This window comes from Pseudomonas sp. F01002 (assembly GCF_004402115.1).
Taxonomy (GTDB): domain Bacteria; phylum Pseudomonadota; class Gammaproteobacteria; order Pseudomonadales; family Pseudomonadaceae; genus Aquipseudomonas; species Aquipseudomonas frigoris.
On record NZ_SOPU01000032.1, the window covers coordinates 160,991 to 184,874 of the forward strand.

20 protein-coding genes are annotated in these 23,884 nt (G+C 60.6%); 7 read left to right on the plus strand and 13 right to left on the minus strand.

What is annotated here, in order from left to right; all coding sequences use genetic code 11:
* Positions 1–11 precede the first annotated feature (11 nt).
* Both E3W21_RS26160 and E3W21_RS26165 read right to left on the minus strand, forming a co-directional pair.
* The gene (locus tag E3W21_RS26160; protein ID WP_008149222.1) at positions 12–491 is read right to left on the minus strand and encodes an NYN domain-containing protein; all 480 of its coding nucleotides are present in this window, start codon (positions 489–491) and stop codon (positions 12–14) included.
* 137 nt (positions 492–628) lie between these two features.
* Positions 629–1,384 carry a DUF2076 domain-containing protein gene (locus E3W21_RS26165; RefSeq protein ID WP_134422418.1) on the minus strand — a complete coding sequence of 252 codons (756 nt, stop codon included), beginning with the start codon at positions 1,382–1,384 and terminating at the stop codon, positions 629–631.
* Between the two features lie 178 nt (positions 1,385–1,562).
* On the opposite strand from E3W21_RS26165, the gene E3W21_RS26170 reads away from it, so the two are divergent.
* On the plus strand, positions 1,563–2,237 hold the full coding sequence (locus tag E3W21_RS26170; RefSeq protein ID WP_134422420.1) for a YciC family protein: 675 nt from the start codon (positions 1,563–1,565) through the stop codon (positions 2,235–2,237).
* Between the two features lie 75 nt (positions 2,238–2,312).
* Positions 2,313–3,392: an endonuclease/exonuclease/phosphatase family protein gene (locus E3W21_RS26175; protein WP_134422422.1), complete on the plus strand. Its 1,080-nt coding sequence runs from the start codon at positions 2,313–2,315 to the stop codon at positions 3,390–3,392.
* A 124-nt stretch (positions 3,393–3,516) separates the two neighbouring features.
* On the opposite strand, the gene E3W21_RS26185 is transcribed toward E3W21_RS26175, so the two are convergent.
* The 5 genes from E3W21_RS26185 to E3W21_RS26205 form a co-directional block, all read right to left on the minus strand.
* The gene (locus tag E3W21_RS26185; RefSeq protein ID WP_134422424.1) at positions 3,517–4,353 is read right to left on the minus strand and encodes an ABC transporter ATP-binding protein; all 837 of its coding nucleotides are present in this window, start codon (positions 4,351–4,353) and stop codon (positions 3,517–3,519) included.
* Positions 4,341–5,144 (minus strand): ABC transporter permease, encoded by an 804-nt coding sequence (locus E3W21_RS26190; RefSeq protein ID WP_134422426.1) that lies wholly within the window; start codon positions 5,142–5,144, stop codon positions 4,341–4,343. The genes E3W21_RS26185 and E3W21_RS26190 overlap by 13 nt, the downstream gene beginning before the upstream one ends.
* A 9-nt stretch (positions 5,145–5,153) precedes the next feature.
* Entirely contained in the window at positions 5,154–6,140 is a 987-nt protein-coding gene (locus E3W21_RS26195; RefSeq protein WP_134422428.1) for an ABC transporter substrate-binding protein, read from the minus strand.
* 398 nt (positions 6,141–6,538) lie between these two features.
* Positions 6,539–7,909 (minus strand): aspartate aminotransferase family protein, encoded by a 1,371-nt coding sequence (locus E3W21_RS26200; protein WP_134422430.1) that lies wholly within the window; start codon positions 7,907–7,909, stop codon positions 6,539–6,541.
* Positions 7,910–7,940: 31 nt separating this feature from the next.
* The gene (locus tag E3W21_RS26205; RefSeq protein WP_134422432.1) at positions 7,941–9,434 is read right to left on the minus strand and encodes an aldehyde dehydrogenase; all 1,494 of its coding nucleotides are present in this window, start codon (positions 9,432–9,434) and stop codon (positions 7,941–7,943) included.
* Between the two features lie 225 nt (positions 9,435–9,659).
* Here E3W21_RS26205 and E3W21_RS26210 point away from each other — a divergent pair, with 225 nt between their 5' ends.
* On the plus strand, positions 9,660–10,574 hold the full coding sequence (locus tag E3W21_RS26210; RefSeq protein ID WP_046048823.1) for a LysR substrate-binding domain-containing protein: 915 nt from the start codon (positions 9,660–9,662) through the stop codon (positions 10,572–10,574).
* A gap of 108 nt (positions 10,575–10,682) precedes the next feature.
* On the opposite strand, the gene hrpB is transcribed toward E3W21_RS26210, so the two are convergent.
* Positions 10,683–13,202, minus strand: a complete 2,520-nt coding sequence (hrpB, locus tag E3W21_RS26215) for an ATP-dependent helicase HrpB (protein ID WP_134422434.1) — start codon at positions 13,200–13,202, stop codon at positions 10,683–10,685.
* 109 nt (positions 13,203–13,311) lie between these two features.
* Between hrpB and E3W21_RS26220 the strand changes: the two genes are divergently transcribed.
* Together E3W21_RS26220 and E3W21_RS26225 are read left to right on the plus strand one after the other, a co-directional pair.
* Positions 13,312–13,731: a hypothetical protein gene (locus E3W21_RS26220; protein WP_046056587.1), complete on the plus strand. Its 420-nt coding sequence runs from the start codon at positions 13,312–13,314 to the stop codon at positions 13,729–13,731.
* 29 nt (positions 13,732–13,760) lie between these two features.
* Positions 13,761–14,666: a cation diffusion facilitator family transporter gene (locus E3W21_RS26225; protein ID WP_134422436.1), complete on the plus strand. Its 906-nt coding sequence runs from the start codon at positions 13,761–13,763 to the stop codon at positions 14,664–14,666.
* On the opposite strand, the gene E3W21_RS26230 is transcribed toward E3W21_RS26225, so the two are convergent.
* Complete coding sequence (locus E3W21_RS26230; protein WP_134422438.1) at positions 14,651–15,706, minus strand: DUF6515 family protein; 1,056 nt, start codon at positions 15,704–15,706, stop codon at positions 14,651–14,653. The two genes, E3W21_RS26225 and E3W21_RS26230, sit on opposite strands and share 16 nt — an antisense overlap.
* A 435-nt stretch (positions 15,707–16,141) precedes the next feature.
* On the opposite strand from E3W21_RS26230, the gene E3W21_RS26235 reads away from it, so the two are divergent.
* Both E3W21_RS26235 and E3W21_RS26240 read left to right on the plus strand, forming a co-directional pair.
* Entirely contained in the window at positions 16,142–16,621 is a 480-nt protein-coding gene (locus E3W21_RS26235; RefSeq protein WP_007937367.1) for an Lrp/AsnC family transcriptional regulator, read from the plus strand.
* A gap of 256 nt (positions 16,622–16,877) precedes the next feature.
* Positions 16,878–17,087 carry a DUF2788 domain-containing protein gene (locus E3W21_RS26240; RefSeq protein WP_007937369.1) on the plus strand — a complete coding sequence of 70 codons (210 nt, stop codon included), beginning with the start codon at positions 16,878–16,880 and terminating at the stop codon, positions 17,085–17,087.
* Here the strand turns inward: E3W21_RS26240 and E3W21_RS26245 are convergent.
* The 4 genes from E3W21_RS26245 to E3W21_RS26265 form a co-directional block, all read right to left on the minus strand.
* Positions 17,082–17,723, minus strand: a complete 642-nt coding sequence (locus tag E3W21_RS26245; RefSeq protein ID WP_129440927.1) for a pseudouridine synthase — start codon at positions 17,721–17,723, stop codon at positions 17,082–17,084. The two genes, E3W21_RS26240 and E3W21_RS26245, sit on opposite strands and share 6 nt — an antisense overlap.
* A 68-nt stretch (positions 17,724–17,791) precedes the next feature.
* Entirely contained in the window at positions 17,792–19,291 is a 1,500-nt protein-coding gene (gene amn, locus E3W21_RS26250; protein WP_178082705.1) for an AMP nucleosidase, read from the minus strand.
* A 176-nt stretch (positions 19,292–19,467) separates the two neighbouring features.
* Positions 19,468–21,114: an acyl-CoA dehydrogenase family protein gene (locus E3W21_RS26260; protein ID WP_134422442.1), complete on the minus strand. Its 1,647-nt coding sequence runs from the start codon at positions 21,112–21,114 to the stop codon at positions 19,468–19,470.
* Positions 21,115–21,188: 74 nt separating this feature from the next.
* The gene (locus E3W21_RS26265; protein WP_134422444.1) at positions 21,189–23,573 is read right to left on the minus strand and encodes a hybrid sensor histidine kinase/response regulator; all 2,385 of its coding nucleotides are present in this window, start codon (positions 23,571–23,573) and stop codon (positions 21,189–21,191) included.
* Between the last annotated feature and the right edge of the window lie 311 nt (positions 23,574–23,884).

A 23,884-nucleotide genomic window follows, 5' to 3' on the forward strand; every position in this document is an offset into this window, starting at 1 on the left:
CTCCGTAAAAATCAGTTCTTGAGCAGCAACGCGCCTTCGATCGGCACGTAGCGGCTGGCGGCGCGGATCAGCGAGTTGGCCGTCAGGCCCGGCACGCCGTAGGCCACGGCTTGCACCCCGTGCTTGGTGATGATGCGCTCCAGCAACATGTCGAAATCACCGTCACCGGAGGCCAGCACCACTTCGTCGACATGATCGGCGGCGTCCATGATGTCGAGGGTGATGCCCACGTCCCAGTCGCCTTTGGCCGAGCCATCGCTGCGCTGGATGTAGGGCTTGAGCTTCACGACGAAGCCGAGGTTGCGCAGGATCTGCTGGAATTGCTGTTGTTTGCTGTCGCCGCGATCGATCGCGTAGGCATAGGCCTCGACGATCTCGCCCTGTTTGCTGATATCAGCCCACAGCGCGGCATAGTTGAAATGGCAACCATAGGCCTGACGCACGGTGTAATAGAGGTTCTGGACATCGGCGAACACTGCGATTTTTTTCACCGGTCATCCTCGTTGGCGCGCCGGAGCGCGGGCAGGATCAGGCACCAGGCCCGAAAAGTTGCCCAGTATGCCAGCCTGAAGGATTGTTCCGCGAATAATCGGCCCGAAGCGCCATAGCGCTCCGGACGAATGGCGTATCAGACGAAGGAATCGTCGTCGCCGCCGAAGAACGATGAGCTGTCATCGCTGTAGTCGGCGTCGGTAAAGCCGCCCTGATCATTGGTGTTGTCAGCCACGCGCTGATCTTCGCCCGAGCCGTTGTCACCACTCTGATCGTTGACCTGAGCCGGTTCTTCCTTGATCACTTCAACCACTTCCGGCTGCTGATTGTGATGGAACAGGCTGCTGATGCCTTGCGCCAGCATCACACCACCGGCCACGCCGGCGGCAGTTTTCAGCGCACCACCGAGGAAGCTGCTGCCGGCAGGCTGTTGCGGGGCGTAATTCTGCTGAGACGGCGCTGCACCGAAGTTTTGCTGAGGTGGCTGCGAGTTGAACGACGGCCGCGCCGGTTCACGCCAGCCGCCACCGCTCGATGCGGGTGGACTTTGGGTCGGCGCTGGCTGCGGATCACGGGAACCGCCACCGAAGATGCTCGACAAGAAGCCACCGCTGCTCGGCGCCGCAGCCGCTGGCTGAGCCTTGGCCGATTGCAGTTCGGCCTGCAATTGCTGGACTTGCTGGGCGAGTTGTTTGTTCTGTTCGTCGAGGCTCTTGATGGCTGCCTCTTGCACCAGAATCGCCTGGGTCATGAAATAGCCTGCCGCGGGCTGGCGAGTCAGGTGTTCCTTGATCCGCGCCTCGGCCTGGGCGTCGCGCGGGGCTGAGTCCGTTTCGGCCTGTTGCAGCCGGGAAAACAGTCCATCGATCAGGGTTTGTTCTTCGCTGTTCATGGCGACCTCGTAGATTGCCGGGAATATCGTCGCCCTTATCCACTGTGGATAAGGTGCTCATCCGTAATGGAGGCTGATGCAGGATGTTTCAATGGTCTTTACCGAACGTTTACGTTTGCGCCCCAAAGCGCTTCATCGGTTAAAGTGGGCCACTGCTTCCAACCTGCGATACCGACTGATGAATTCGTTCGATGTGCTGCGTGACTCTCTGTATTTCTTCAAGCGCAATCTGGGCCAGATCGTGCGGCTGTGCCTGCCGCTGGTGATCCTTGAGGCGCTGTTGCAACAAGTGGTCGACCATTCCACCGAGCCGGACAGTTTTCCTGGCATCAGCGTGATCGTAGGCCTGCTGGTTTATCCGCTTTACACCGCCGCGCTGATTCTGTTTCTCGATGCCCGCAGCCGCGGCGAATCACCGCGCAATCGCGACCTGCTGGCGAGGGCCGCCTACCTGTGGCCGCGCTTCGCCTTGCTCACCGCGCTCAACACCCTGCTGATCCTGATCGGCCTGTCGCTGTATTTCCTGCCGGGCATCTGGCTGATGGTGACCCTGGCGTTTGGCGAGTACCTGCTGGTGCTGCGCGGCCTGGCGCCACTGGCGGCGATGAAGGAAAGCCTGCGCCTGACCCGCGGCCACTTCCTGCGCATTCTGGTGTGCATTCTGTGTGTGATGGGCCCGTTGTGGGTGCTCAAGGGCGCGACGCTTGCGGTCTATCCCGAACCGCAGAACCCGGTTATTTCCCTGCTGATCGACAGCGCCCACAGCTTCCTGCAACTGTTCGTCAGCGTGGTGCTGTTCCGCTTGTTTATGCTGATTGATGATGTGCCCGAGAAAATTGACGGGGCGCTCTGACCGCTCTACCCGTGCGCTTTAGCCCGTCTGTCGGTTATGCTCGGGCTCAACTTTTGTAACGCTATAAGCCGAGCCATGACCCGTCTACTGCGCTACACCCTGCTGGGCCTGTTGATCGTGACCGGCCTGATTGCCTTGCTGATCTACGACCTGACCTGGCGCCCCGAAGTCAAGGAAGCCTTACCGGTCAGTTGCAACGCCCAGGCACCGACGCTGGTGCCCGGTCAGGCGCTGAAGGTGATGACCTGGAACGTCCAGTACCTGGCGGGAAAACGCTACGTATTCTGGAATGACCTCGCGGCCGGCAATGACGAAAAACCCACTCCCGAAGACATGGCCTTCAGCCTCGATGAAGTGGCCCGGGTGATCCGCGACGAGCAACCGGACGTCGTGCTGTTGCAAGAGCTCGATGACGGCGCCAAGGCCAGCGATTACCAAAACCAGTTCAAGCTGCTTCAGGAGCGAGTCGCGGACCTGTATCCGTGCAGCGCTCACGCCTTCGACTGGAAAGCCGACTTCGTGCCTGAGCCGCACATTTTCGGCAGCGTCGGCCGGCAACTGGCCACCCTCAGCCGCTACCGGATCGAACATGCCGAACGCCTGCAGTTGCCGATCGCACCGACCAATTTCATCAACCGTCAGTTCAAACCGAAAAACGCCTTGTTGGTCACCTATCTGCCCTTGAACGACGGCGGTCAGATAGCGGTGTTCAACACCCATCTGGACCGCGTCATCCAGCCTGACGAAACGCTGCAATCTCAGGTAACGGCGGTCACCAAAGTCCTCGACAAGCTCGAAAGCCGAGGCACGTTGTGGTTGATCGGTGGGGACTTTAACCTGTTGCCGCTGGGGCAATATCGACGCCTGCCCGACGAGCAACGCACGCCCTACTCCGCCGACAGCGCGCTGCATGTGCTGTGGGACAAATACCCGATGATCCCGACCAACAACGAAGCCAGCGGCATCGACCGGGCACGGTGGCTGACTCATTACCCGAATGATCCGGGCTTGAACGGCCCGGACCGGACTGTCGACTACCTGTTCTACAGTCCGCGGATCAAACGGGTCGAGGCGACGGTGAGACAGGACGATACCTTGCGGATCTCCGATCACTTGCCGGTGATCGCAAGGTTCCTGCTGCCGGCAGCACCTTAACCTCGGTTAAACGCAAAACCTGTGGGAGCGAGCTTGCTCGCGATGGCGTCGTGTCAGGCGAAATCAATGCTAAATGACACACCGCTTTCGCGAGCAAGCCCGCTCCCACAGGGATTGTGTAGGCTCAATGCTCCTCCTCCAGCTCGTCGTGCAATAACCCGAAGATCTTGCGCTTCATGTCGATGAACGAGCGCTCCATGACCATGTCCAGGGTCCGTGGGCGTTCGATCGGCACGTCCAGAATCTGCTTGATCCGCCCCGGCCGTGCGCCCATCACGTAGACCCGGTCGCCCAGCAGAATCGCCTCGTCGATATCGTGGGTCACGAACAACACAGTCTTCTTGCTGTTGCCCCAGACCCGCAATAACAGCTGCTGCATTTGCAGACGCGTCTGGCTGTCGAGCGCGCCGAAGGGCTCGTCCATGAGCAGGATTTGCGGGTCATTGGCCAACGCTCGAGCAATCGCCACGCGCTGCATCATGCCGCCGGACAGCTGCTTGGCGTAGTTGTCGGCGAACCCGGTCAGGCCGACTTCATTGACGTAGTAATCGACGATCTCCTTGCGCTGGGCGGCGGCCATACCGCGACGCTTGAGGCCGAACTCGACGTTCTGCCGCACCGTCAGCCACGGGAACAGCGTATAGCTCTGGAACACCATGCCGCGATCCGCACCCGGCCCTTGAACTTGCTGGCCACCGACGTAGATCTCGCCTTCCGTGGGCTCATTCAATCCGGCGGTGAGGTACAGCAAACTCGACTTGCCGCACCCCGAAGGCCCGACCAGTACAGCGAATTGCTGATCCGGCACTTCGAACGACACCTGATCCAGCGCGGTGAACACTCCACCATCGGGCTTTTGATAGCGAAGACTGACCTTGTCCACTTGCAGCCGTGGCGCGGCGTGCACCGGGGCGGCCTGTGACGTGACGAAACGAGGGTTGACGGCGCTTACTGAGCCCATGCGGCGATCCTCAGACGGAGAAAACGGAACAGTTGATCGGTGACCAGGCCCAGCAGGCCGATGATCGCGATTGCCAGGAAAATCACATCCACCTGAAAGCCGCGCATGGCTTTAAGGCTCAGGTAACCCAAGCCACTGGAAGCCGCGACCAGCTCGGCGACCACCAGGTAAGTCCAGGCCCAGCCCATGGTCACGCGCAAGGTGTCGAGCACACCCGGCAACGACGCCGGGGCGATCACATGCAACACCGCATCGCGGCGGGTCGAACCCAGGGTGTAAGACGCGTTGATCAGGTCCTTGGAGATGCCTTTGGACACGTCCGCGATCATCACCAGTTGCTGGAAAAACACACCGAAGATGATCACCGAGACCCGCTGTTCCAGACCGATGCCAATCCACAAAATGAACAGCGGCACGAACGACGTCACCGGCAGGTAGCGGATGAAATTGACCATCGGCTCGAGGAACGCCTGAACGATGCGAAAGCTGCCCATCAGCAATCCCAACGGCACCGCCACCAGCGACGACACGATGAAACCGACCATCACCACTTCGAGGCTGGCCCACACATGCAGGCCGAGCGTGCCGTCGCGGCTCAGGCGCACGGCGGCCTCGACCACCGCGCCCGGTGTCGGCAGGAACATGCCCGGCACCACGCCACCGTAAGACAAACCGGCCCACAGGCCGACCAACAACACCCAGGCCAGACCGCTCGCGCTCCAAATCACCGACACCGGCAAACCGGTCTTGGGCGTGATGCAGCGGCTCAGCCATGAATTGCGCTTGAACATACGGACCTCCTAGAGCGGGCTGACGAAGCGGTTGTCGATCAGGTCGTCATTGCTGACGTTGTAGGGTTTTCCCTGCAATTCGCTGGCGGTCTCGTTGGCCAGTTTGATCAGCGGTTCGCTGTCACCCGGTTTGCCCGGCGAGCCAAGAAGTTTTTCGCTCATGGCCTGATCGTAGAAACGCACGCCTTGCGCGGCTGCGGCCAATTCCTTCGGATCGGCGAGGTAACCGCCAACGCCTTTGGCCATGATTTTGTAGGCTTGCTCCGGGTGATCCTTGGTGTACTGGACCGCCTTGTACAGACCGGCCACCAACGCCTTGACGTCTTCCGGCTGTTTCTCGATGACCGTGCAGTTGAGCGCGACCACGTCGACAATCACACCCGGCGTGCTACTGCTGTCGATCAGCACCTTGCCTTGTTGCTTGCTGCGAACCATCGACAGGTGCGGTTCCCAGGTCACCGCAGCTGGCACGCGACCGGCGATGAACGCGGTGGCGGCGTCGTCAGCCGTCATGTTCTGCACGGTGATATCGCTCATGGTCATACCGTGTTTTTTCAGCAGGTACGACAGCCAGAACTGCGAGGTCGAACCTTCGTTCACCGCCACGGCCTTGCCCTTCAGCTCCTGCAGACTCTTGACGTCCTTGCCGACCAAAACACCGTCGCCACCATGGCTGTCATCCAGTGCGGCCACTGCTTTGAAGCAGAATTGCGGACGGTACTTGAGCACTTCGTCGATGGTCGACGCCGAGCCCGACAATTCGCCCGAGGCCTGCGCGGCCATGTACATCGAAGCCTCTTCGACGACAGGCAATTCGACGGTCAAACCGTTTTCCTTGAAGTAGCCCAGATCCTGAGCCAGGTAGAGCGTGCCGTAACCGACCCACGTGGTGTGGCCGATAGAGAGGGTGCCGGCCTGGGCGCTGGTGGCGACCGTCGCGGCGATGGCGGTGATCGCCAGTGGATGTGCGAAGCGGGTTAGCAAGGACTTGATCATGGAGCACTCCCAAAGCTGTTGATTTAGTTTTGTCATGGGCAGTACGGCCAGCGGCCATGGAGAAGAGCTGCCACCTGAGGTCTCTGATGGACCTTTCGGTGAGCAGCGTTTGGCTGACTGACGAGGTCGATGTTGGCCCAAGGCGGGGAATAGGAAAATTAGGAAATATGTCGATGGGAGTGATGAAAAAACTGGGTAGCGTGCGCTGTAAAAGGGCGCTGCGGGCGGGGGTGCACGGGGTGGGTGCAAACAGTGAAAGGTGTGTTGAATGAACTATCGCATTCGCGAGCAAGCCCGCTCCCACATTTGATCAGTGTCGTGCACAAACTCTGTGACCGACATAGATCAACTGTGGGAGCGGGCTTGCTCGCGAAGAGGTCTGGAAGAGCGCTACAAGATCAGAGCCGACCGTATTCCTGCGCAGTACGATCGACCGCTTTCAGGGTTTTGCCAATCAGCTCATCAACCTCTTCACGACTGGCAATCAACGCCGGCGCCATGATCATCCGCCCCAGCGTCGAGCGAATAATCACCCCCTCCTCAAATCCAATCGTGCGACAACGCCAGGCGATGTCGCCTTCATTGGCAAAGCGCTTGCGACTGGTTTTGTCCTCCGCCAATTGCAGCGCTGCCACCATGCCGACACCCTGAATATCGCCCACCAACGGGTGATTTCCGAACACCTCGCGCAAACACTGTTGCAGGTACGGCCCGATGTCATCCTTGACCCGCGTCACCACCCCTTCATCGCGCAATGCCGTGAGGTTGGCAATCGCCACCGCGGCTGCCACCGGGTGCCCGGAGTAGGTCAAGCCGTGGGCAAACACCCCGCCCTGCTCCACCAATACCTGAGCCATTTTCTTCGACAGAATCAGTCCACCCATGGGGATGTAACCGGAGGTCAAACCCTTGGCGATCGACAGCGTGTCCGGCTCGAAACCGAAGTGCTCGTGGGCGAACCATTCACCGGTACGACCGAAGCCGCCGATCACTTCGTCGGCGCACAACAGCACATCGTACTTGCGGCAGATCCGCTGAATTTCTGGCCAATAACTCTCGGGTGGAAAGATCATCCCGCCGGCACCCTGGAACGGTTCGGCGATAAACCCGGCGACCTTGTCCGCGCCCAGTTCGAGAATCTTCGCTTCCAATTGCTGCGCCGCCCGCAGGCCAAATTCAGCCGGCGACAGGTTGCCCTCGTGGGCGAAAAAGTACGGTTCATCGATATGTTCGATGTCCGGAATCATGCCGCCCATTTCGTGCATGAACTTCATGCCACCGAGCGCCGTCGCCGCCAGGGTCGAGCCGTGGTAACCGTTCCAGCGACCGATCATGATTTTCTTCTCGGGCTTGCCGAGAATAGTCCAGTAACGACGCACGGTGCGGATCAGCACCTCGTTGGCCTCGGAGCCGGAGTTGGTGTAGATCGCGTGGCTGTAGTGCCCCGGCAGCAGGCTGAACAGCAGCTCCGAGAGCTCGATCACCTGCGGGTGGGTGGTGTGGAAAAACATGTTGTAGTACGGCAATTGCTCCAGTTGCCGGGACGCAGCGGCGGCCAGGTCCTTACGCCCGTAACCGAGGTTGGTGCACCACAGCCCGGACATGCCGTCTAGGTAACGCCGACCATCGTTGTCCCACAGGTGCAGGCGCTCGCCACGGACCATCACCCGAGGCCCTTCATCGTTGAGCGCTTTTTGATCGACGAATGCGTGGATGTGGTGCGCAGCGTCGGCGGCCTGGTAGTCGCGGGTTTCACGTGGTGTGGTCATCGCCAGTTCTCCGTTTTGTTATTAGCGGCTGTTATGAGCGCAGTTGAAACCAAGTGGTCTTCAACTGGGTGTATTTATCGAATGAATGCAGCGACAGGTCGCGGCCGAAACCGGATTGTTTGCCGCCACCGAAAGGCACGGTCACATCCAGCGCGTCGACACTGTTGACCGACACGGTGCCCGCTCGCAATTGCCGCGCCACGCGGTGGGCGCGATTGAGGTCGTCAGTCCACAGCGACGCGGCCAAACCGTAGACGCTGTCGTTGGCCAGTTGCAAGGCGTGGGCTTCATCATCGAACGCCGTGACCGCCAGCACCGGGCCGAACACTTCATCGCGAAACAGCGGCATGTCCGGCGTCACGCCGGTGAAAATGGTCGGCTGAATGAAGTTGTCGGAGCCATTGAAAATCGACTGTCGACCGCCAAAGAGCTTTGTCGCGCCTTGGCGCTCGGCCTGCTGGATGAACTTCATGATGCGCGCGGTCTGGCGGCTATCGACAATCGCCCCGGCACGGCTCGACGGGTCCAGCGGATCACCCGGCTGCCAACGTTCGGCGTGCCCCTTGAGACGCTCGACGAACTCGTCGTGGATCGAACGCTCCACCAGCAACCGCGAGTTGGCCGAGCAGACTTCGCCCTGATTGAAGAAGATCCCGAACGCGGCTTTCTGCGCCGCCAGATCCAGATCCTGACAATCAGCAAACACCAGATTGGCGCTCTTGCCGCCGCACTCCAGCCACACCTGTTTCAAGTTCGATTGCGCGGAGTACTGCATGAAATATTTGCCGACTTCGGTGGAGCCGGTGAACACCAGACAATCAACATCCGGGTGCAAACCGAGGGCTTTTCCGGTCTGCTCGCCGAGCCCCGGCAACACGTTCAACACGCCTGCTGGCAGGCCAGCTTCCAGCGCCAGCTCGGCCAGACGCAGGGCGGAAAACGGTGATTGCTCCGCGGGTTTGAGAATCACCGAATTGCCCGCCGCCAACGCTGGCGCGAGTTTCCACGCGGCCATGTCCAGCGGGAAATTCCAGGGCACCACGGCAGCAACCACGCCCAGCGCTTCGCGGGTGATGGTCGCCAGTACGTTCTGCGCGCTGGGGGCGATCTGGTCGTAGAGTTTATCGAGGCTTTCGGCGTACCAGCGAAACACCCCGGCGGCGCCTGGCACGTCGATGTTGTAGGCGTCCATCACCGGTTTGCCCATGTTCAGCGAATCGAGCAGCGCCAGTTCTTCGCGATGGGTCATGATCAGGTCAGACAGGCGCAGCAATACTTGCTTGCGTTCACCCGGCGAACGGGCCGACCAGGTGCCGGCCTCGAACACCTGCCGCGCATTGCGCACCGCGGCGTCTACGTCTTCATCGCCGCACGCGGCCACGTTGGCCAGGCACTGGCCGTTGGCGGGGTTGATTGCGGCGAAGGTCTGCCCCGACTGCGCCACACAGGGTTTGCCGTCGATCACGGCCTGATCGGGAAACCGCAGCGCAGCGGCTTTGTTTTGCCAGAATGTAAGCTCGAACACGTTCAGATGCTCCATGGGCTTTCTTGTGGATTGGATGGTGGCCCAGGCCTGTGTCGAGGAAAAATAGTAAAAATGTCTTCGCAGACCATGAAAAAACTGGGCAGCCAATCTCCCCGGTGGCGCGGTATGTGGTTATTGTTCAGGCATAACAACACCGTCGTCAGAACGAATGCAGTCGGCGAGAAAATTGCCTGGATGTCGAAATCATCCACCTCGAGGTTTGCCGTGGCTGCCTACAACCTGCGTCAATTGAAGTACTTCATCACCACCGTCGAATGCGGCAGCGTCGCCGAGGCGTCGCGCAAGCTGTACATCGCCCAACCGGCGATTTCCACCGCGATCAAAGGCCTGGAAGACAGCTTCGGCGTGCAACTGTTGATCCGTCATCACGCCCAAGGCGTGTCCTTGACCCCCAGCGGCGCACGCTTCTACCGCAAGGCCCAGGAACTGCTGCGCATGGCCAAGGAGTTCGAACAGAACGCCCTGGCCGACAACGACGTGGTGGCCGGGCAAATCGATATCGGCTGCTTCGAAACGGTCGCGCCGCTGTACCTGCCGCAGTTGATTGCCGGGTTCTCGGCGTTGTATCCGGGGGTGAAAATCCGCATCCGCGACGGCGAACAGCAAGAACTGGTGCAAGGCCTGACCTCCGGCACCTTCGATCTGGCGATCCTGTATGAACACGACCTCGACGCCACCATCCAGACCGAACCACTGATGCCGGCGCAGCGGCCTTATGCGTTGCTGCCGGCGGATCATCGCTTTGCTCAGCTGAAACAAGTGTCGCTACGTGATCTGTGCCTGGAGCCGATGATTTTGCTGGACGTGCAACCGAGCCGGACCTACTTCGTCAGCCTGTTCGAAGAGTTGGGACTGACGCCGAACATTGCCTTCAGCTCACCGTCGATCGAGATGGTCCGGGGAATGGTCGGGCAAGGCTTCGGCTTCTCGATCCTAGTCACCCGGCCGCATTCGGAATGCACCTATGATGGCCAGAAAGTGGTGTGCGTGGACATCGTCGAAGACATCACCGGCTCAGGGCTGGTGGCGGCGTGGCTGAAGCGCGGGCAGTTGACCAAACCGGCGCAGTTGTTTGCGGATTATTGTCGGGAGCAGCTCACCGCGAAGGCCGCCTCTTGAACATCAATGTCAAAAGATCGCAGCCTCGTTTCACTCGACAGCTCCTACATGTACCGCGTATCCCTTGTAGGAGCTGTCGAGTGAAACGAGGCTGCGATCTTTTGATCTTCAGCTTTTACGGGGTTTGATCCGCGCCGTCGCTTCGGCCACCAGCGGGTCATCCGGCCAATAATGTTTCGGGTAGCGCCCTTTCAAATCCTTCTTCACCTCGGCATACGTACTGCGCCAGAAGTTCGCCAGGTCCTGGGTCACCTGCACCGGTCGTCGCGCCGGGGACAGCAAATGCAGCTTGACCACCTGCCGGCCACCGGCAATCCGCGGGGTCTCGGCCAGGCCAAACAACTCCTGCAACCGCACCGCCAGAATCGGCGGCTGCTCGCTGTAGTCCAGACGAATCGACGAGCCCGACGGCACGCTCAAATGATGCGGCGCCAGTTCATCGAGCCGTTGCGGCAGCGGCCACGGCAACAGGTTATGGACGATGCTCGACAGGTCCAGATTGGCGAAGTGACTGAGCCGCGAAACTTTGCCCAGATACGGCATCAGCCAATGTTCGAGGCTTTTGAGCAGGGCGGCGTCGCTGACATCCGGCCATTCACTCTGCTCTTTACTGCCGAGATCCAGCTGCCGCAACAACGCAACCCGCGCTTGCCACTGACGCAGCTCTGGCGTCCATGGCAACAGCTCCAGACCTTTGCGTCGTACCAGATTCACCAGTGCCTGACTGCGAGCAGTTTCGTCGAGTCCGGTCAACGGCTCGCGGCTGAGGATCAACTCGCCAACCTTACGCTGCCGCTCGGCGCGCAACACGCCTTCGCGCTCGTCCCAATCCAGTTGATCGACCACGCGCACTTGCTCGGCCAGCACTGAATCGAACAGCGCCGGATCGAAATCCGCCGCCAGATAAATCCGTTCTTCACGCTGGCCCTGACGACTGCCGAGATCGGCGATCACCAGCCACGGTTGCTTCATCAAACTGTCGGCTTCGGCGAACAGCGCTGCGCGACCGTTGGCCAGGCGATACTCCGCGCCCCCCGCACGACGTTGCTGAGCGACCCTATCCGGATAAGCCAGTGCCAGCAACGCGCCAAGCCAACGCGGATGATCTGGATCGCCGACGGGTTCCGACGCCTTGCCCCGCAGGTAACCGCGATATTGCCGCGCCAGTTGCCGAGCACGTTGCACGCCGCCCTGAGCACCGCGTGCGGCGCGCTCTTCGCCGGACAACAGCACCAATCGACTGTGCAGATCCGCTCCGGCGCCACGCAAAATATCTCGTTCGCCGAGCAAGGCCGCGACATCGCAGGCCATGTCGGCCAAGCCGAGCGCCTGACCGCGCAACAGCAAATGCGCGATGCGCGGATGGGCCGGCAGTTCGGCCATGGCCTGACCGTGGCGGGTCAGCGCTTCGCCGTCCAATGCGCCCAGGCGATCAAGCAAGTCCTGAGCCTGTGCATAAGCGGCCGATGGCGGCACGTCGAGCCACACCAATTGCCCCGGTGTCACGCCCCAGCGACCGAGCTGCAACGCTAATCCGGCAAGATCCGCCGAGAGGATTTCCGCGCTGGCGTAGGCCGCCAGTTGTTCGTGCTGATCCTGCGACCACAAGCGATAACACACGCCCGGTTCCAACCGCCCTGCCCGACCCGCGCGCTGAGTGGCACTGGCTTTGGAAATACGCTGAGTGTCGAGGCGGGCCATGCCGCTGCCCGGGTCGAAACGCGGCACCCGCGCCAACCCGGCATCGATCACCACGCGCACGCCGTTGATGGTCAGGCTGGTCTCGGCGATGTTGGTCGCCAGCACCACTTTGCGTTTGCCGGTGGGGGCCGGATCGATCGCGGCGCGTTGGGCGGCGAGGTCCAGTTCACCGTGCAACGGGCAGAGTAGAACCTGCGTGTTCTCGCCCAGTGCATCGGCGAGTTGCTGATGCACCCGACGGATTTCCGCTTGTCCCGGCAGGAACACCAGCACGCTGCCGGTTTCATCATTCAAGGCTTCAAGGATGGTCTGCACCAGACGCGGTTCGATGAATTCACCGGGCTGGAACGGCCGGCCCCAGCGCATCGCCACCGGGTACATGCGGCCTTCGCTGCGCAGGATCGGCGCGTCATCGAGCAATCCAGCCAGGCGTTCACCTTCCAGCGTTGCCGACATCAACAGGATTTTCAGCGGTTGATCGTCACGAAACAGCTCGCGGCCATTCAGACTCAAGGCCAGCGCCAGATCGGCGTCGAGACTGCGCTCGTGGAATTCGTCGAAAATCAGCAACCCCACGCCTTCGAGCGCCGGGTCGTCCTGCAAGCGTCGGGTGAGGATGCCTTCTGTGACCACTTCGATGCGGGTTTTGGGGCCGACCTTGCTGTCGAGACGAATGCGATAGCCGACGGTTTCGCCGACCTTCTCGCCCAGCTCACTGGCCAGCCGCTCCGCTGCTGCCCGCGCAGCCAAACGGCGCGGTTCAAGCATCAGAATGGTCTGCCCGGCCAACCAGGGCTCGTTGAGCAAGGCCAGTGGCACGCGGGTGGTTTTACCGGCGCCGGGCGGTGCTTCGAGCACGGCTTCGTGGCGTGTAGCCAAGGCTTCACGCAGGGCGGGTAAAACTTCATCAATCGGCAAAGAAATCATGCTGGCTCCAAAACAGAGCGGCGAGTATAACGGCGAACTGCTCGGCGTTAATGACGGTCCTAATTCATACAGGCGTCCTTTCGTTTTGAAATTACCCAGGAGATTTCATATGCGTGTTCCCTTTCGCTTGATTGGCGGTGTATTGGTCGCGACGTTGCTGACCCAGGTGACCGCTTGCGGATCGATTTTCTACCCTGACCGTCGCGGTCAGATTGACGGCAAGATCGACCCGGCCATCGCCGCGCTGGATGCCGTGGGCTTGCTGTTCTACATCATTCCCGGCCTGATCGCGTTTGCCGTGGACTTCGCCACTGGCGCGATTTACTTCGAGCCCGGCAAGACCGCCCAGGTGGCCCCGGAAAAACTCAAGGAAGCCATCGGCGCCGACGGCAAGGTCGATAACCACAAGTTGCAGACTATTCTCGAAACCGAACTGGGCCGCAGCTTCCCGCTGGATGACCCACGCCTTATCCAGCACAAGGGCAGCGCGCAGCAACTGGCCATGTTCGGCCTGCAACCTGCCGCGTAATCCGTGCACTTAAAGGAATAGCCGCACTTATGATCTCCAGCTCCGAACATGCCCGCCTGCTGCGGCTGGCGACCCGTGCCTCGGTGGCGGTGGCATGCACGCTGATCGTCGCCAAAGCCATTGCCTGGTGGTTGAGCGGTTCGGTGAGCATGCTCGCCGGGTTGACCGACTCGACCCTCGACGGCGTCACCTCGCTGCTCAACCTGCTCGCGGTGCATTACGCCTTGCGCCCGGCCGACGATGATCATCGGTACGGGCACGGCAAGGCCGAGTCGCTGGCGGGCATGGCTCAGGCGTTGTTCATTGGCGGCAGTGCGGTGCTGATTGCCTTGCAGGCGATTGATCGACTGAAACACCCAGAACCGGTGGGGGCGCCATGGATCAGTATCGGGGTGATTGTGTTTTCCCTGGCACTGACCCTGGCCCTGCTGATGTTGCAACATCGGGTCGTCAAGGCGACCGGTTCCAACGCGGTGCGCGCCGACTCCCTGCATTACCGCTCGGACCTGCTGCTCAACGGCAGCATTCTGGTAGCGCTGGTGCTCGCCGGGTTTGGCTGGCATCAGGTCGACCCTTGGTTCGGTTTGGGGATTGCCGCCTACATTCTCTGGAGCGCGATTCATATCGCCCGGGAAAGTTTTACGGTGCTGATGGATGAAGAGCTGCCGTCGGACGTCAGCCAGCACATGCTCGAACTGGCCTGCGGTGTACCGGGAGTATTGGGGGCGCACGACCTGCGCACGCGGATTTCCGGCAACCAGTGGTTCGTGCAGTTGCACCTGGAATTGCCGGGGGATTTAACCCTGTCAGTCGCTCACGGTATCAGCGACCAAGCCGCCGATGCGATTCACGCGGCTTATCCGCGAGCCGAAGTGCTGGTGCACGCCGACCCGCAGGAAGTGGTACTGCCAGGCAGGGCTCAGAAAGAAACCTGATACCCGCGACTGCTCAGGCAGTTGCCCTGGGCCTGACGGTAGGCTTGCACCACCGACGGATCTGGCTGGTAGGTGGCTGTTCGCGGATCGAAGCCACTCTGCTGCACCGCGTATTGATAGCACTCGTAACCGTCCTGGTTGACCTGCTCTGGCGACTGACCGTTGGCCGGATACGCCACCACGTCATACCCATTGCTGACCGGTTGCGGCTGCGGTTGTACGGGCGGCTCGACCACCACGTAATCCTGAGTGCTTTCCTGATAGGCGTAATAGGAACCGGCCGCCAGGAACAACAGCGCACCGCCGATCCACACTTCACGGGCGTAATCGGGCAAGTAGCTGACGCGAATCCCGCGTGGCGGCTGCACTACCACGTAGCGCGGGCCTTGTGGGCGATACCAGTAGCCGCCGGAGAAGAAGTAATCCTGACCACGGTATGGCACGCGGTAATCACGGTCCGGGAAGCGATCGATCACATGACCGGGACGGTACTGCGGGCCTGCGCCCCAGCCATTACCGTGCCCGTCCGGGCGACCGGCCCAGCGATGGTCATCGGGACGCGGACCATTGTTCTGCCAATGCTGGTTGTAATCGTTGCGCCGCGGCACGTCCTGGTAGTAGCCACGCTGCGGCTGCTGGGTCTGGCGCACGGTGTCGGGCCGACCCTGAATCGGCAGGTCGTTGGCTGGTAACTGCGGAGGTGGCGGCGGCGAGCGAACCGGATTGTTGTAATCGTGCTGCGGCCGGGGCTGGTTCTGCCACTGGCCGTTGTTCTGATTCTGACCGTTGTGCTCGAACTGGCCACTGTTATCGCCACGAATGATTTCGTTATTCTGCGCACGCGGCTGGTTCTGCTGCGGATTGTTCTGCGGGCGCGGCTGATTATTGCCGCCATGGCCCTGATTGTTTCCCTGATGACCGTCCGAGTCACGTTGTCCGCCATCGGGACCACGATTTTGCGGCTCATCGGCCAGCGATTGCGCAGTGACACTTACACACAGCAAACCAACACCGGCCAAACGCCAGATGCGCGACTTCATGCTTTTCCTCACTGCGGGTTAGGGCCTGTACGTAAGACTGGGAAAGCACAGGCCGGTTCTGCAACAGGTTATCAGTCGCGCAACTTATTTATTGAGGGCAGTCGGCAAATTCCGGGCAAAAGAAAAGGGAGACCCGTCGGCCTCCCTTTGAGAACTTCGTCCGTGCTCGACGCTTTTGACGTCGGCTCACCTCACGCCGTCTTCTGGACAGTGTGTAGCTCGGGGGCCGGCTCATCCCCTGTGGGGGTGGCGACCGCAGCTGGCCTGATTGGGCGAGCCGCTGTGGACTGTTTGTCCGAGCAGTGATTCTGGTGATAAGAATAGGCTCGCGGCGCCGGCAGAGGATTGCGAAGATTGCTCAAATAAACATCACTTGCGCAATTTTTAACCCTGGATAGATAATCCACCGCAATAGTTATGACAAAGGCCTGATTGATGAGCAAACTCGACCGATACGACCTGAGCATTTTGGCGGAATTGCAGCGTGACGCGCGCATCTCCAACCAGGAGCTGGCCGAACGCATCGGCCTGTCCCCCTCGCCATGCTCGCGGCGGGTCAAGCAGCTGGAGGACGACGGTTACATCTCCCGCCAGGTGGCCCTGCTGGACCGCAAGATGCTCGGCCTTAGCCTGACGGCTTACGTGTTGATCGGTATGGACCGCCATACGCCAGAGCGGTTCGAGAACTTCGAAGCGGCGATTCGTACGTTGCCGCAGGTGCTGGAATGCAGCCTGGTGACCGGGATGGATGCCGACTATCAGCTCAAGGTGGTAGTGCCGGATATGGACCATTATCAAAAATTGCTGCTGGGACACCTCACCCGGATTGAAGGGGTGACGAGTGTGCGGTCGAGTTTTGTGCTTAATCAGGTGCTCAACAGTACCGAGTTGCCGTTGACCCATCTGCGCAGCTGATACTGCTTCTGTAGGAGCTGTGTAGGAGCTGTCGAGTGAAACGAGGCTGCGATCTTTTGACTTTGATTTTTAAGAACAAGATCAAAAGATCGCAGCCTCGTTTCACTCGACAGCTCCTACACGCTCCTACACGCTCCTGCAAGTGCGAGCCGGGCGACGAATGACTGCGGCACACCGACGCAGGTCAATGCCCCACCAATCCCTCTGACGTATACTCGCCCCGCCCTTTTAGCCGCGCCCGCGCTGGAGATGTACGATGGATCCTGCAGTATTCGAAGAGTGGATGATGACCGGACTGGTCAGCATTCTGATCATTTTCATGGGTTTCATCGTCTGGGATCTGGCGAAGAAGTCCAAGGCCGGCCGCTTTGGCTCGTTCATCCTGTTCTTCGTACTCGGTCTGGGCGTGGCCGCGTTCGTGATCAAAAGTGTGGTCATCGGCCTGATCGAATCCGGCACGCTATAAACGCGCCGGCACTTCCTTCCACTGGCCCTGATCGAGCCCTTCGATTGACCAGTCGCCGATTCTGACCCGTACCAGACGCAACGTCGGCAACCCGACCGCCGCGGTCATGCGCCGTACCTGACGGTTACGCCCTTCGCGAATCACCAATTCCAGCCAGCTCGTCGGCACGCTTTTGCGAAAGCGTACGGGTGGGTTGCGTGGCCACAGTTCAGGTTCTTCAAGTTGCCGCGCTTCAGCCGGTAGCGTCATGCCGTCATTCAGCTCGACGCCATCGCGCAATCGCTGCAATTGCTCGGCGCTCGGCTCGCCTTCCACCTGCACCCAATAGGTCTTGGCCAGTTTGTGTTTCGGGTCGGCGATCCGCGCTTGAAGCTGGCCATCGTTGGTCAGCAGCAGCAAACCTTCACTGTCGCGGTCCAGCCGCCCGGCCGGATAAATCCCGGGAACATCGATGTAATCCTTGAGCGTCGCCCGCCCTTCGCCGTCGCTGAATTGCGTCAGCACATCGAACGGTTTGTTGAACAGAATCAGCTTCGGCTCGGCCGGCGGCGCTTTGGCGACACGGCGCGGGGCTGAAGACGATGGCGCAGGCTTCACGCCAGGGCGGCGGGAAACGGGACGTTGAGGACGAGACATGGGAAAAGGAACATCTAACGGTCAGGGCTGCTAATGCTAGTGCCCCGACCGCTAAATGACCATGACTGTTAGCGGAACGGCGGTTCGTCAAAGCTGCGCAGTTTGCGCGAGTGCAACGAGTTGAGTTCGGTGCGCAACAAATCCACCGCCTCGATCCCGATCTTCAAGTGCTGGCTGACCGCGCGCTCATAGAAGGCGTTGGCCGAACCCGGCAGTTTGATTTCGCTGTGCAACGGTTTGTCCGACACACAGAGCAACGTGCCGTACGGAACCCGCAAGCGATAACCTTGCGCCGCGATGGTGCCGCTTTCCATGTCCACCGCCACGGCGCGAGACAGGTTGATCAGCGGACGCTCCTGGGCCCAGCGCAATTCCCAGTTACGGTCGTCGTAGGTCAGAACCGTGCCGGTGCGCAGGCGTTTTTTCAGTTCGTCGCCCTTCTCACCGGTGATATTGGCCGCCGCTTGCTGCAACGCCATTTGCACTTCGGCCAGGGCCGGAATCGGAATATTCGGCGGCACAACCCGATCGAGAATCCCGTCGCGGCGCATGTAAGCGTGCGCCAGTACGTAATCGCCAATCGTCTGCGACTGACGCAAACCGCCGCAGTGGCCGATCATCAGCCAGCAATGCGGACGCAGCACCGCCAGGTGGTCGGTGATGTTCTTGGCGTTGGACGGACCCACACCAATGTTCACCAGGGTCACGCCATGGCCGTCGGTGGCGATCAGGTGATAGGCCGGCATCTGATAGCGGTGCCAGACCACACCGGCGGCAATCGCCGAGGCTTCGCCGTGGTCCATGCTCTTTTCGATGATCACGTTGCCCGGCAAGACCATGCGCACGAAACGCGGATCGCTGCGCAACTGTTCCAGGCCATGGACGATGAACTGGTCAACGTAGCGGTGGTAGTTGGTCAGCAGAATCCATGGCTGCACATGACGCCAGTCGCTGCCGGTGTAATGCACCAGGCGGCGCAAGGAGAAATCCACCCGCGCGGCGTCGAACAAGGCCAACGGCAGCGGATCGGTGTTTTCCCAATCGTACAAACCGTCGGCGATGCCATCGGTCGCGGCCGACAGGTCGGTACTCGGGAACACCCGCGCCAGCGTCGCTGCGGTGACGCCGGAGCCGGCCAGCTCATCGCCCTGCTCGACCACGTACGGATAAGGAATGTTTTGCTGGCTGATGCCGACTTCCACCGTCACGGTGAAGTCGTGCATCAACGGCACCAGCTGTTCCAGCAGGTACTTACGGAACGCCGCTGGATGGGTGACGGTGACGCTGTAGGTCCCCGGCAATTGAACCTTGGCATAGGCGCGCGTGGTCTGTGGGACTTCGCCCTGGCAGAGGTAGGTCAGACGCAGTTCGGGATAACGAAACATCGCACGCTGTTCGGCGTCCGGTTCGACACGATCCTTGAGGTAACGCTTGAGCGCCTGGTTCAGCGCGGTGGTTGCACGATTGTGCAAGAGCGCAAGCCGGTCAACGGCTTGCTCGGCGGTTTGAACGACAATAAAAGCTTCGGTCACGATCAGCATCCTGTGTTCTGACTTGCAGGCCTTCATCTTGCCTGCATCGTCGTCTGACGGGAACAGTGGCGTGTTGATACGCAAATGCTTTGGTCACCGCAGATCAAATGTGGGAGCGAGCTTGCTCGCGATAGCGGTCTGTCAGGCGACATCTATGTCGGATGTTAATCAGTCATCGCGAGCAAGCTCGCTCCCACAGGAGTCGGTGTCGATCATAGAAGTGGGGTCGACCGGGCGACAATCGCTTCCACATCCAGCCCACGTGGCAACGCGCCATACACCCGACCAGCGGAACCGAGGCGACTGGCGATGAAGGCATCACTGACGGCGGCGTTGCCCGCCTCCAGCAACAGCTTGGCCTGAAGGCCCAAGGCGATGTCTTCGGTGAGCTGGCGGGCGCGGTATTGAATGTCGCTGGTGTCTTTGAAAGCCGCCTGCAATTGACTGATGTGCGCGGCCAGGCGTTGGTCGCCATGGCCGTCTCCCAACTCGCTGAACAACACATCGAGCACACCCGGCTCCTTCGACAACGCTCGCAACACGTCGAGACATTGCACGTTGCCGGAACCTTCCCACGTCGAATTGACCGGTGCCTCACGGTACAACCGCGGCAGGATGCTGTCTTCGACATAACCGGCGCCGCCCATGCATTCGGCGGCTTCGTTGATCATTCCGGGCGCGCGTTTGCAGATCCAGTACTTGCCCACCGCCGTGACCAGCCGAGCGAATTTGGCTTCATGCTCGTCATCCAGATGATCCAGCGCCTGGCCCATGCGCAGGCTCAAGGCCAGGGCGGCTTCGCTTTCCAGGGCCAGGTCGGCCAGTACGTTCTGCATCAAGGGTTGTTCGCTGAGTAACTTGCCGCCGACCTTGCGGTGAGCGCAGTGATGGCTGGCCTGGGTCAGGGCCTGGCGCATCAGCGAACTGGAACCGACCATGCAATCGAAGCGGGTCATGGCGACCATTTCGATGATGGTCGGAACGCCCCGTCCCTCCTCGCCGACCATCCACGCCAGCGCACCACGGAACTCCACTTCGCTGGAAGCGTTGGAGCAATTGCCGAGTTTGTTCTTCAGACGCTGTATGTAGAACTGATTGCGCGTGTCATCCGGGCGATGGCGCGGCAGCAGGAAACAGGTCAAACCCTTGTCAGTCTGGGCCAGGGTCAGGAACGCATCGCACATCGGCGCGGAACAGAACCACTTGTGGCCCACCAACTCGTACGCCTGGCCCGGACCACTGGCGCCAACCGGAAAAGCCTTGGTGGTGTTGGCCCGCACGTCGGTACCGCCCTGTTTCTCGGTCATGGCCATGCCGATGGTGACCCCGGCCTTGTGGGCCATGCCGACGTTGCGCGGGTCGTATTCGGTAGAGAGGATTTTCGGCAACCACTGCTCCGCCAGATCCGCTTGCAGGCGCATCGCCGGGACGCTGGCGAAGGTCATGGTCAGCGGGCAACCACTACCGGCTTCGGCCTGGCTGTGCAGGTAAGTCATGGAGGCGCGGGCAACGTGGGCGCCGGACTGCGGATGCGCCCAGGGCAATGAGGTCAAACCGTGTTCGACCGCTGTGCGCATCAACTCGTGATACGCCGGGTGAAACTCCACAAGGTCGATGCGATGACCGTAACGGTCATGGCTGCTGAAAACCGGCTTGTTCTGATTGGCCAGGAACCCCGCTTCCATCAGCGGCCCGCCGGCCAGGGCGCCGTAAGCGTCGATCCGCGACTCGGCCCAGCCGGCCCCGAAACGCCGCGACCACTCCTGCAACGGCAGGTCGATGCGATACAGGTTGGCGCCGTCCAGCGACGGTGGCTGGTTGGTGACTTCGTGGGTTTCGGCGAACTGATGCAGGTTCATGACGGGGCTCCTTTGGTCAGCCAAGGAACTCCAGTTAAGCACCGCCCCTTGACCGAACAAAGTGTCATATCTGCCTAACTGCCGGCGCTTTCGCCTTGTCGCGGACACAGCACCCGGCGATAGAGCGCTGCCTGCAGGTCTTCGAATTTCACCGGTTTGTTCAGATAATCGATCAAGGCACCGGTCGGGCAGCGTTCCCGATCAATGCTCAAGGCAATCACAAACACCGGCAGTTCGGCGCAGCCCGGCAACGCGCGGATCTGGCAACAGAGGGACGTGCCGTCCAGCGGAGGAAGCTGGCAGTCGAGCAATACCGCATCGAAGGTTTCGCGCTGCAAGTGATCGAGCGCGGCAGCCCCGTTGTCGACGGAGCGCACCCGGAACCCAAGCTTGAGCAACATGCCGCGCATCACCAACTGATTGATGCTGTTGTCATCAACCAGCAGTACGGTGCAGTCCTGAGGCAGTCGCAGGCGAGGAAATTCCCGGTTCATCAGAGGCACTGGCGGCCGCTCCACCACGGGCAGTTCGAACTCGACGTCGAGCTGGAAGCGGCTGCCACGACCAGGCTCGGAGCGGTGGGTCAGTTTTCCACCGAGCAGTTCGACCAGTTGCCGACAGATCGCCAGGCCGACGCCCAGACCGCCGTATTCACGGGTCATCGAGCCATCGAGCTGGAAGAACCGCTGATACAGTGTCGCCTCCCCCAGATCGGTGAAGCCGATGCCGGTGTCGATCACCGCAAAGGACAGCGCCAGTCGGTCGGGCGCCACGGGTTTACCCGTCACCCGCAGCGCCAGTCCGCCGATCCGTGTGAACTTGATCGCGTTATCCAGCAGGCATTCCAGGCATTGCGCCAACTTGGCGCTGTCGCCGTGCAAGCGATCCGGCAGCCCTGGCGTGACCTCGACTTTGAAGTCCAGCGACTTGCTCAACGCGTTGCCCTCAAACTGCAGGCGCAAAGCCTCGACCACGCCGCGCAAACTGAAAACGGCCGGATAGGTCTTGAGCTTGCCGGCCTGCAACTCGGTCAGGGTGAGGATTCCGTTGACCATACGCATCATGTCTCGCGCCGAACCGGCGGCTGTTTGCTGATATTGCTCCAGCTCCGGGTCCATCTCGACGGTCTGCATCAGCTCAAGCGAACCGATCACACCGTTCATGGGCGTGCGCAGTTCGTGGGTCAAGGTGGCGAGGAATTCGTCCTTGAGCTTGTTACTGCGAGCCAGTTGCTGGTTGAGCACTTCAAGCGTTTGACCTGCATCGAACAGGGTCTGCGCCTGTTGCTCGCGCATGGCGTTGATGCGATCGGCCAGCGCCAGGGACAGCAGCGCCACCTCAATCGCCGAGCCGATCTGGCTGGAATACATGGTCAGGAACACGTTTGGCAGGTAACCCAGCACCATCAGGGTGTTAACGATGCCGCCGAGTAAAAACGCCGACCAGGCAATGATGAAATACCGCGCCACTCGCAGGCCACGCAGCCAGGCGAAAACCCCTGCGGCAAAAATCACTACGGTGAAGGTCAGTGCCAGCGCCGTCGCCAGGCGCAGGGCCAGGGCGTAACTGGTCATCAGCGACAAACCGACCACCACCGCGCTAAACGCAATCAACGCCAGCAGCAAGCGGTCGAGCCAACGACTGTGGGTCGCCGTCTGCAAGAAGCCGCGCGCGAACTGGCTGCCGAACAGGCCTGCGCAACCGATGAAAAACGGCGTCGCTGCGTTCGCCCACCAGGGATTGTTCGGCCAGAAATACTCCACGGCCGCGCCGTTCACTGACAGCTGATACAAGCCGAACGAGGCGATATAGAAGATGTAATAGAGGTAGCTGGTATCGCGCACGCTGAGATAGATGAACAGGTTGTACACCAGCATCCCCAGCAACACGCCGTAGATCACCCCCAGCACATAGAGTCGGATCGGTTGCTCTTCCAGGTAGGCAGTGCTCGACCATAGGGTGACCGGCGCCTGGATCGACCCTTCACTCTGCAGGCGCAGGTACAGGGTTTGCGCTTGATCAGGGGTGAAGTTCAGATCGAACAGGTAGTTGTTCTGGCGGATCTCGCGACTGTCGAACGGCAAGGCATCGCCGGTCTGACGTGCCAGTTGATAGCCACCGGCCGCATCGGGCAAATAGAGATCAAGGTGATCAAGGGGCGGATAGGCCAGTTCGAGCAACCAGGTGCGTTGCACCGCGGGGTTGTTCGGGCGGTAATGCAGGTCGATTTTCAGCCAGAACACTGAACGCGAGTAACCGGCGTTGAGGGTGGCTTTGTCGTGGGGCTTGAAGTTTCCGGCCGCGGCTTGTGCACGGACATCGGCGATGGTCGCCTGACCGCCCGCGTCTTCGAACACTTGCAGGATTCGGCCCAGGGGAAGGCTTTGAGTGAATTCGTCGAATTCGACTGCACTCGCCATGAGGGGCAAGTACAACAGCAACATCAGCAAATAGCGCATTTAAGCCCCAGCGTGGCCTGTCCGGTTATCTCAGGAAGCCCCTCATTCCTTTTGAGTAGACGTAAAACCGGTATTACCTGTTATTGGTTTGGATCCACTCTAGCATAGCCGTTGGTGGCCATTGAACACCATTGAAATTTTTCCTACAAAGGCTCTAGCACGGGCGTTCAAGCTACATGTGTTGGGCTAGAGCTGTTTCGCCGGTCAGTTTGTGACAACGCCCCACTCCGTGTAGCAGCTGCCGAAGGCTGCGTTCGGCTGCGCAGCAGTCGTGAAATCAGGCACAACGGTGTTCAGGTAAATTGTGGATG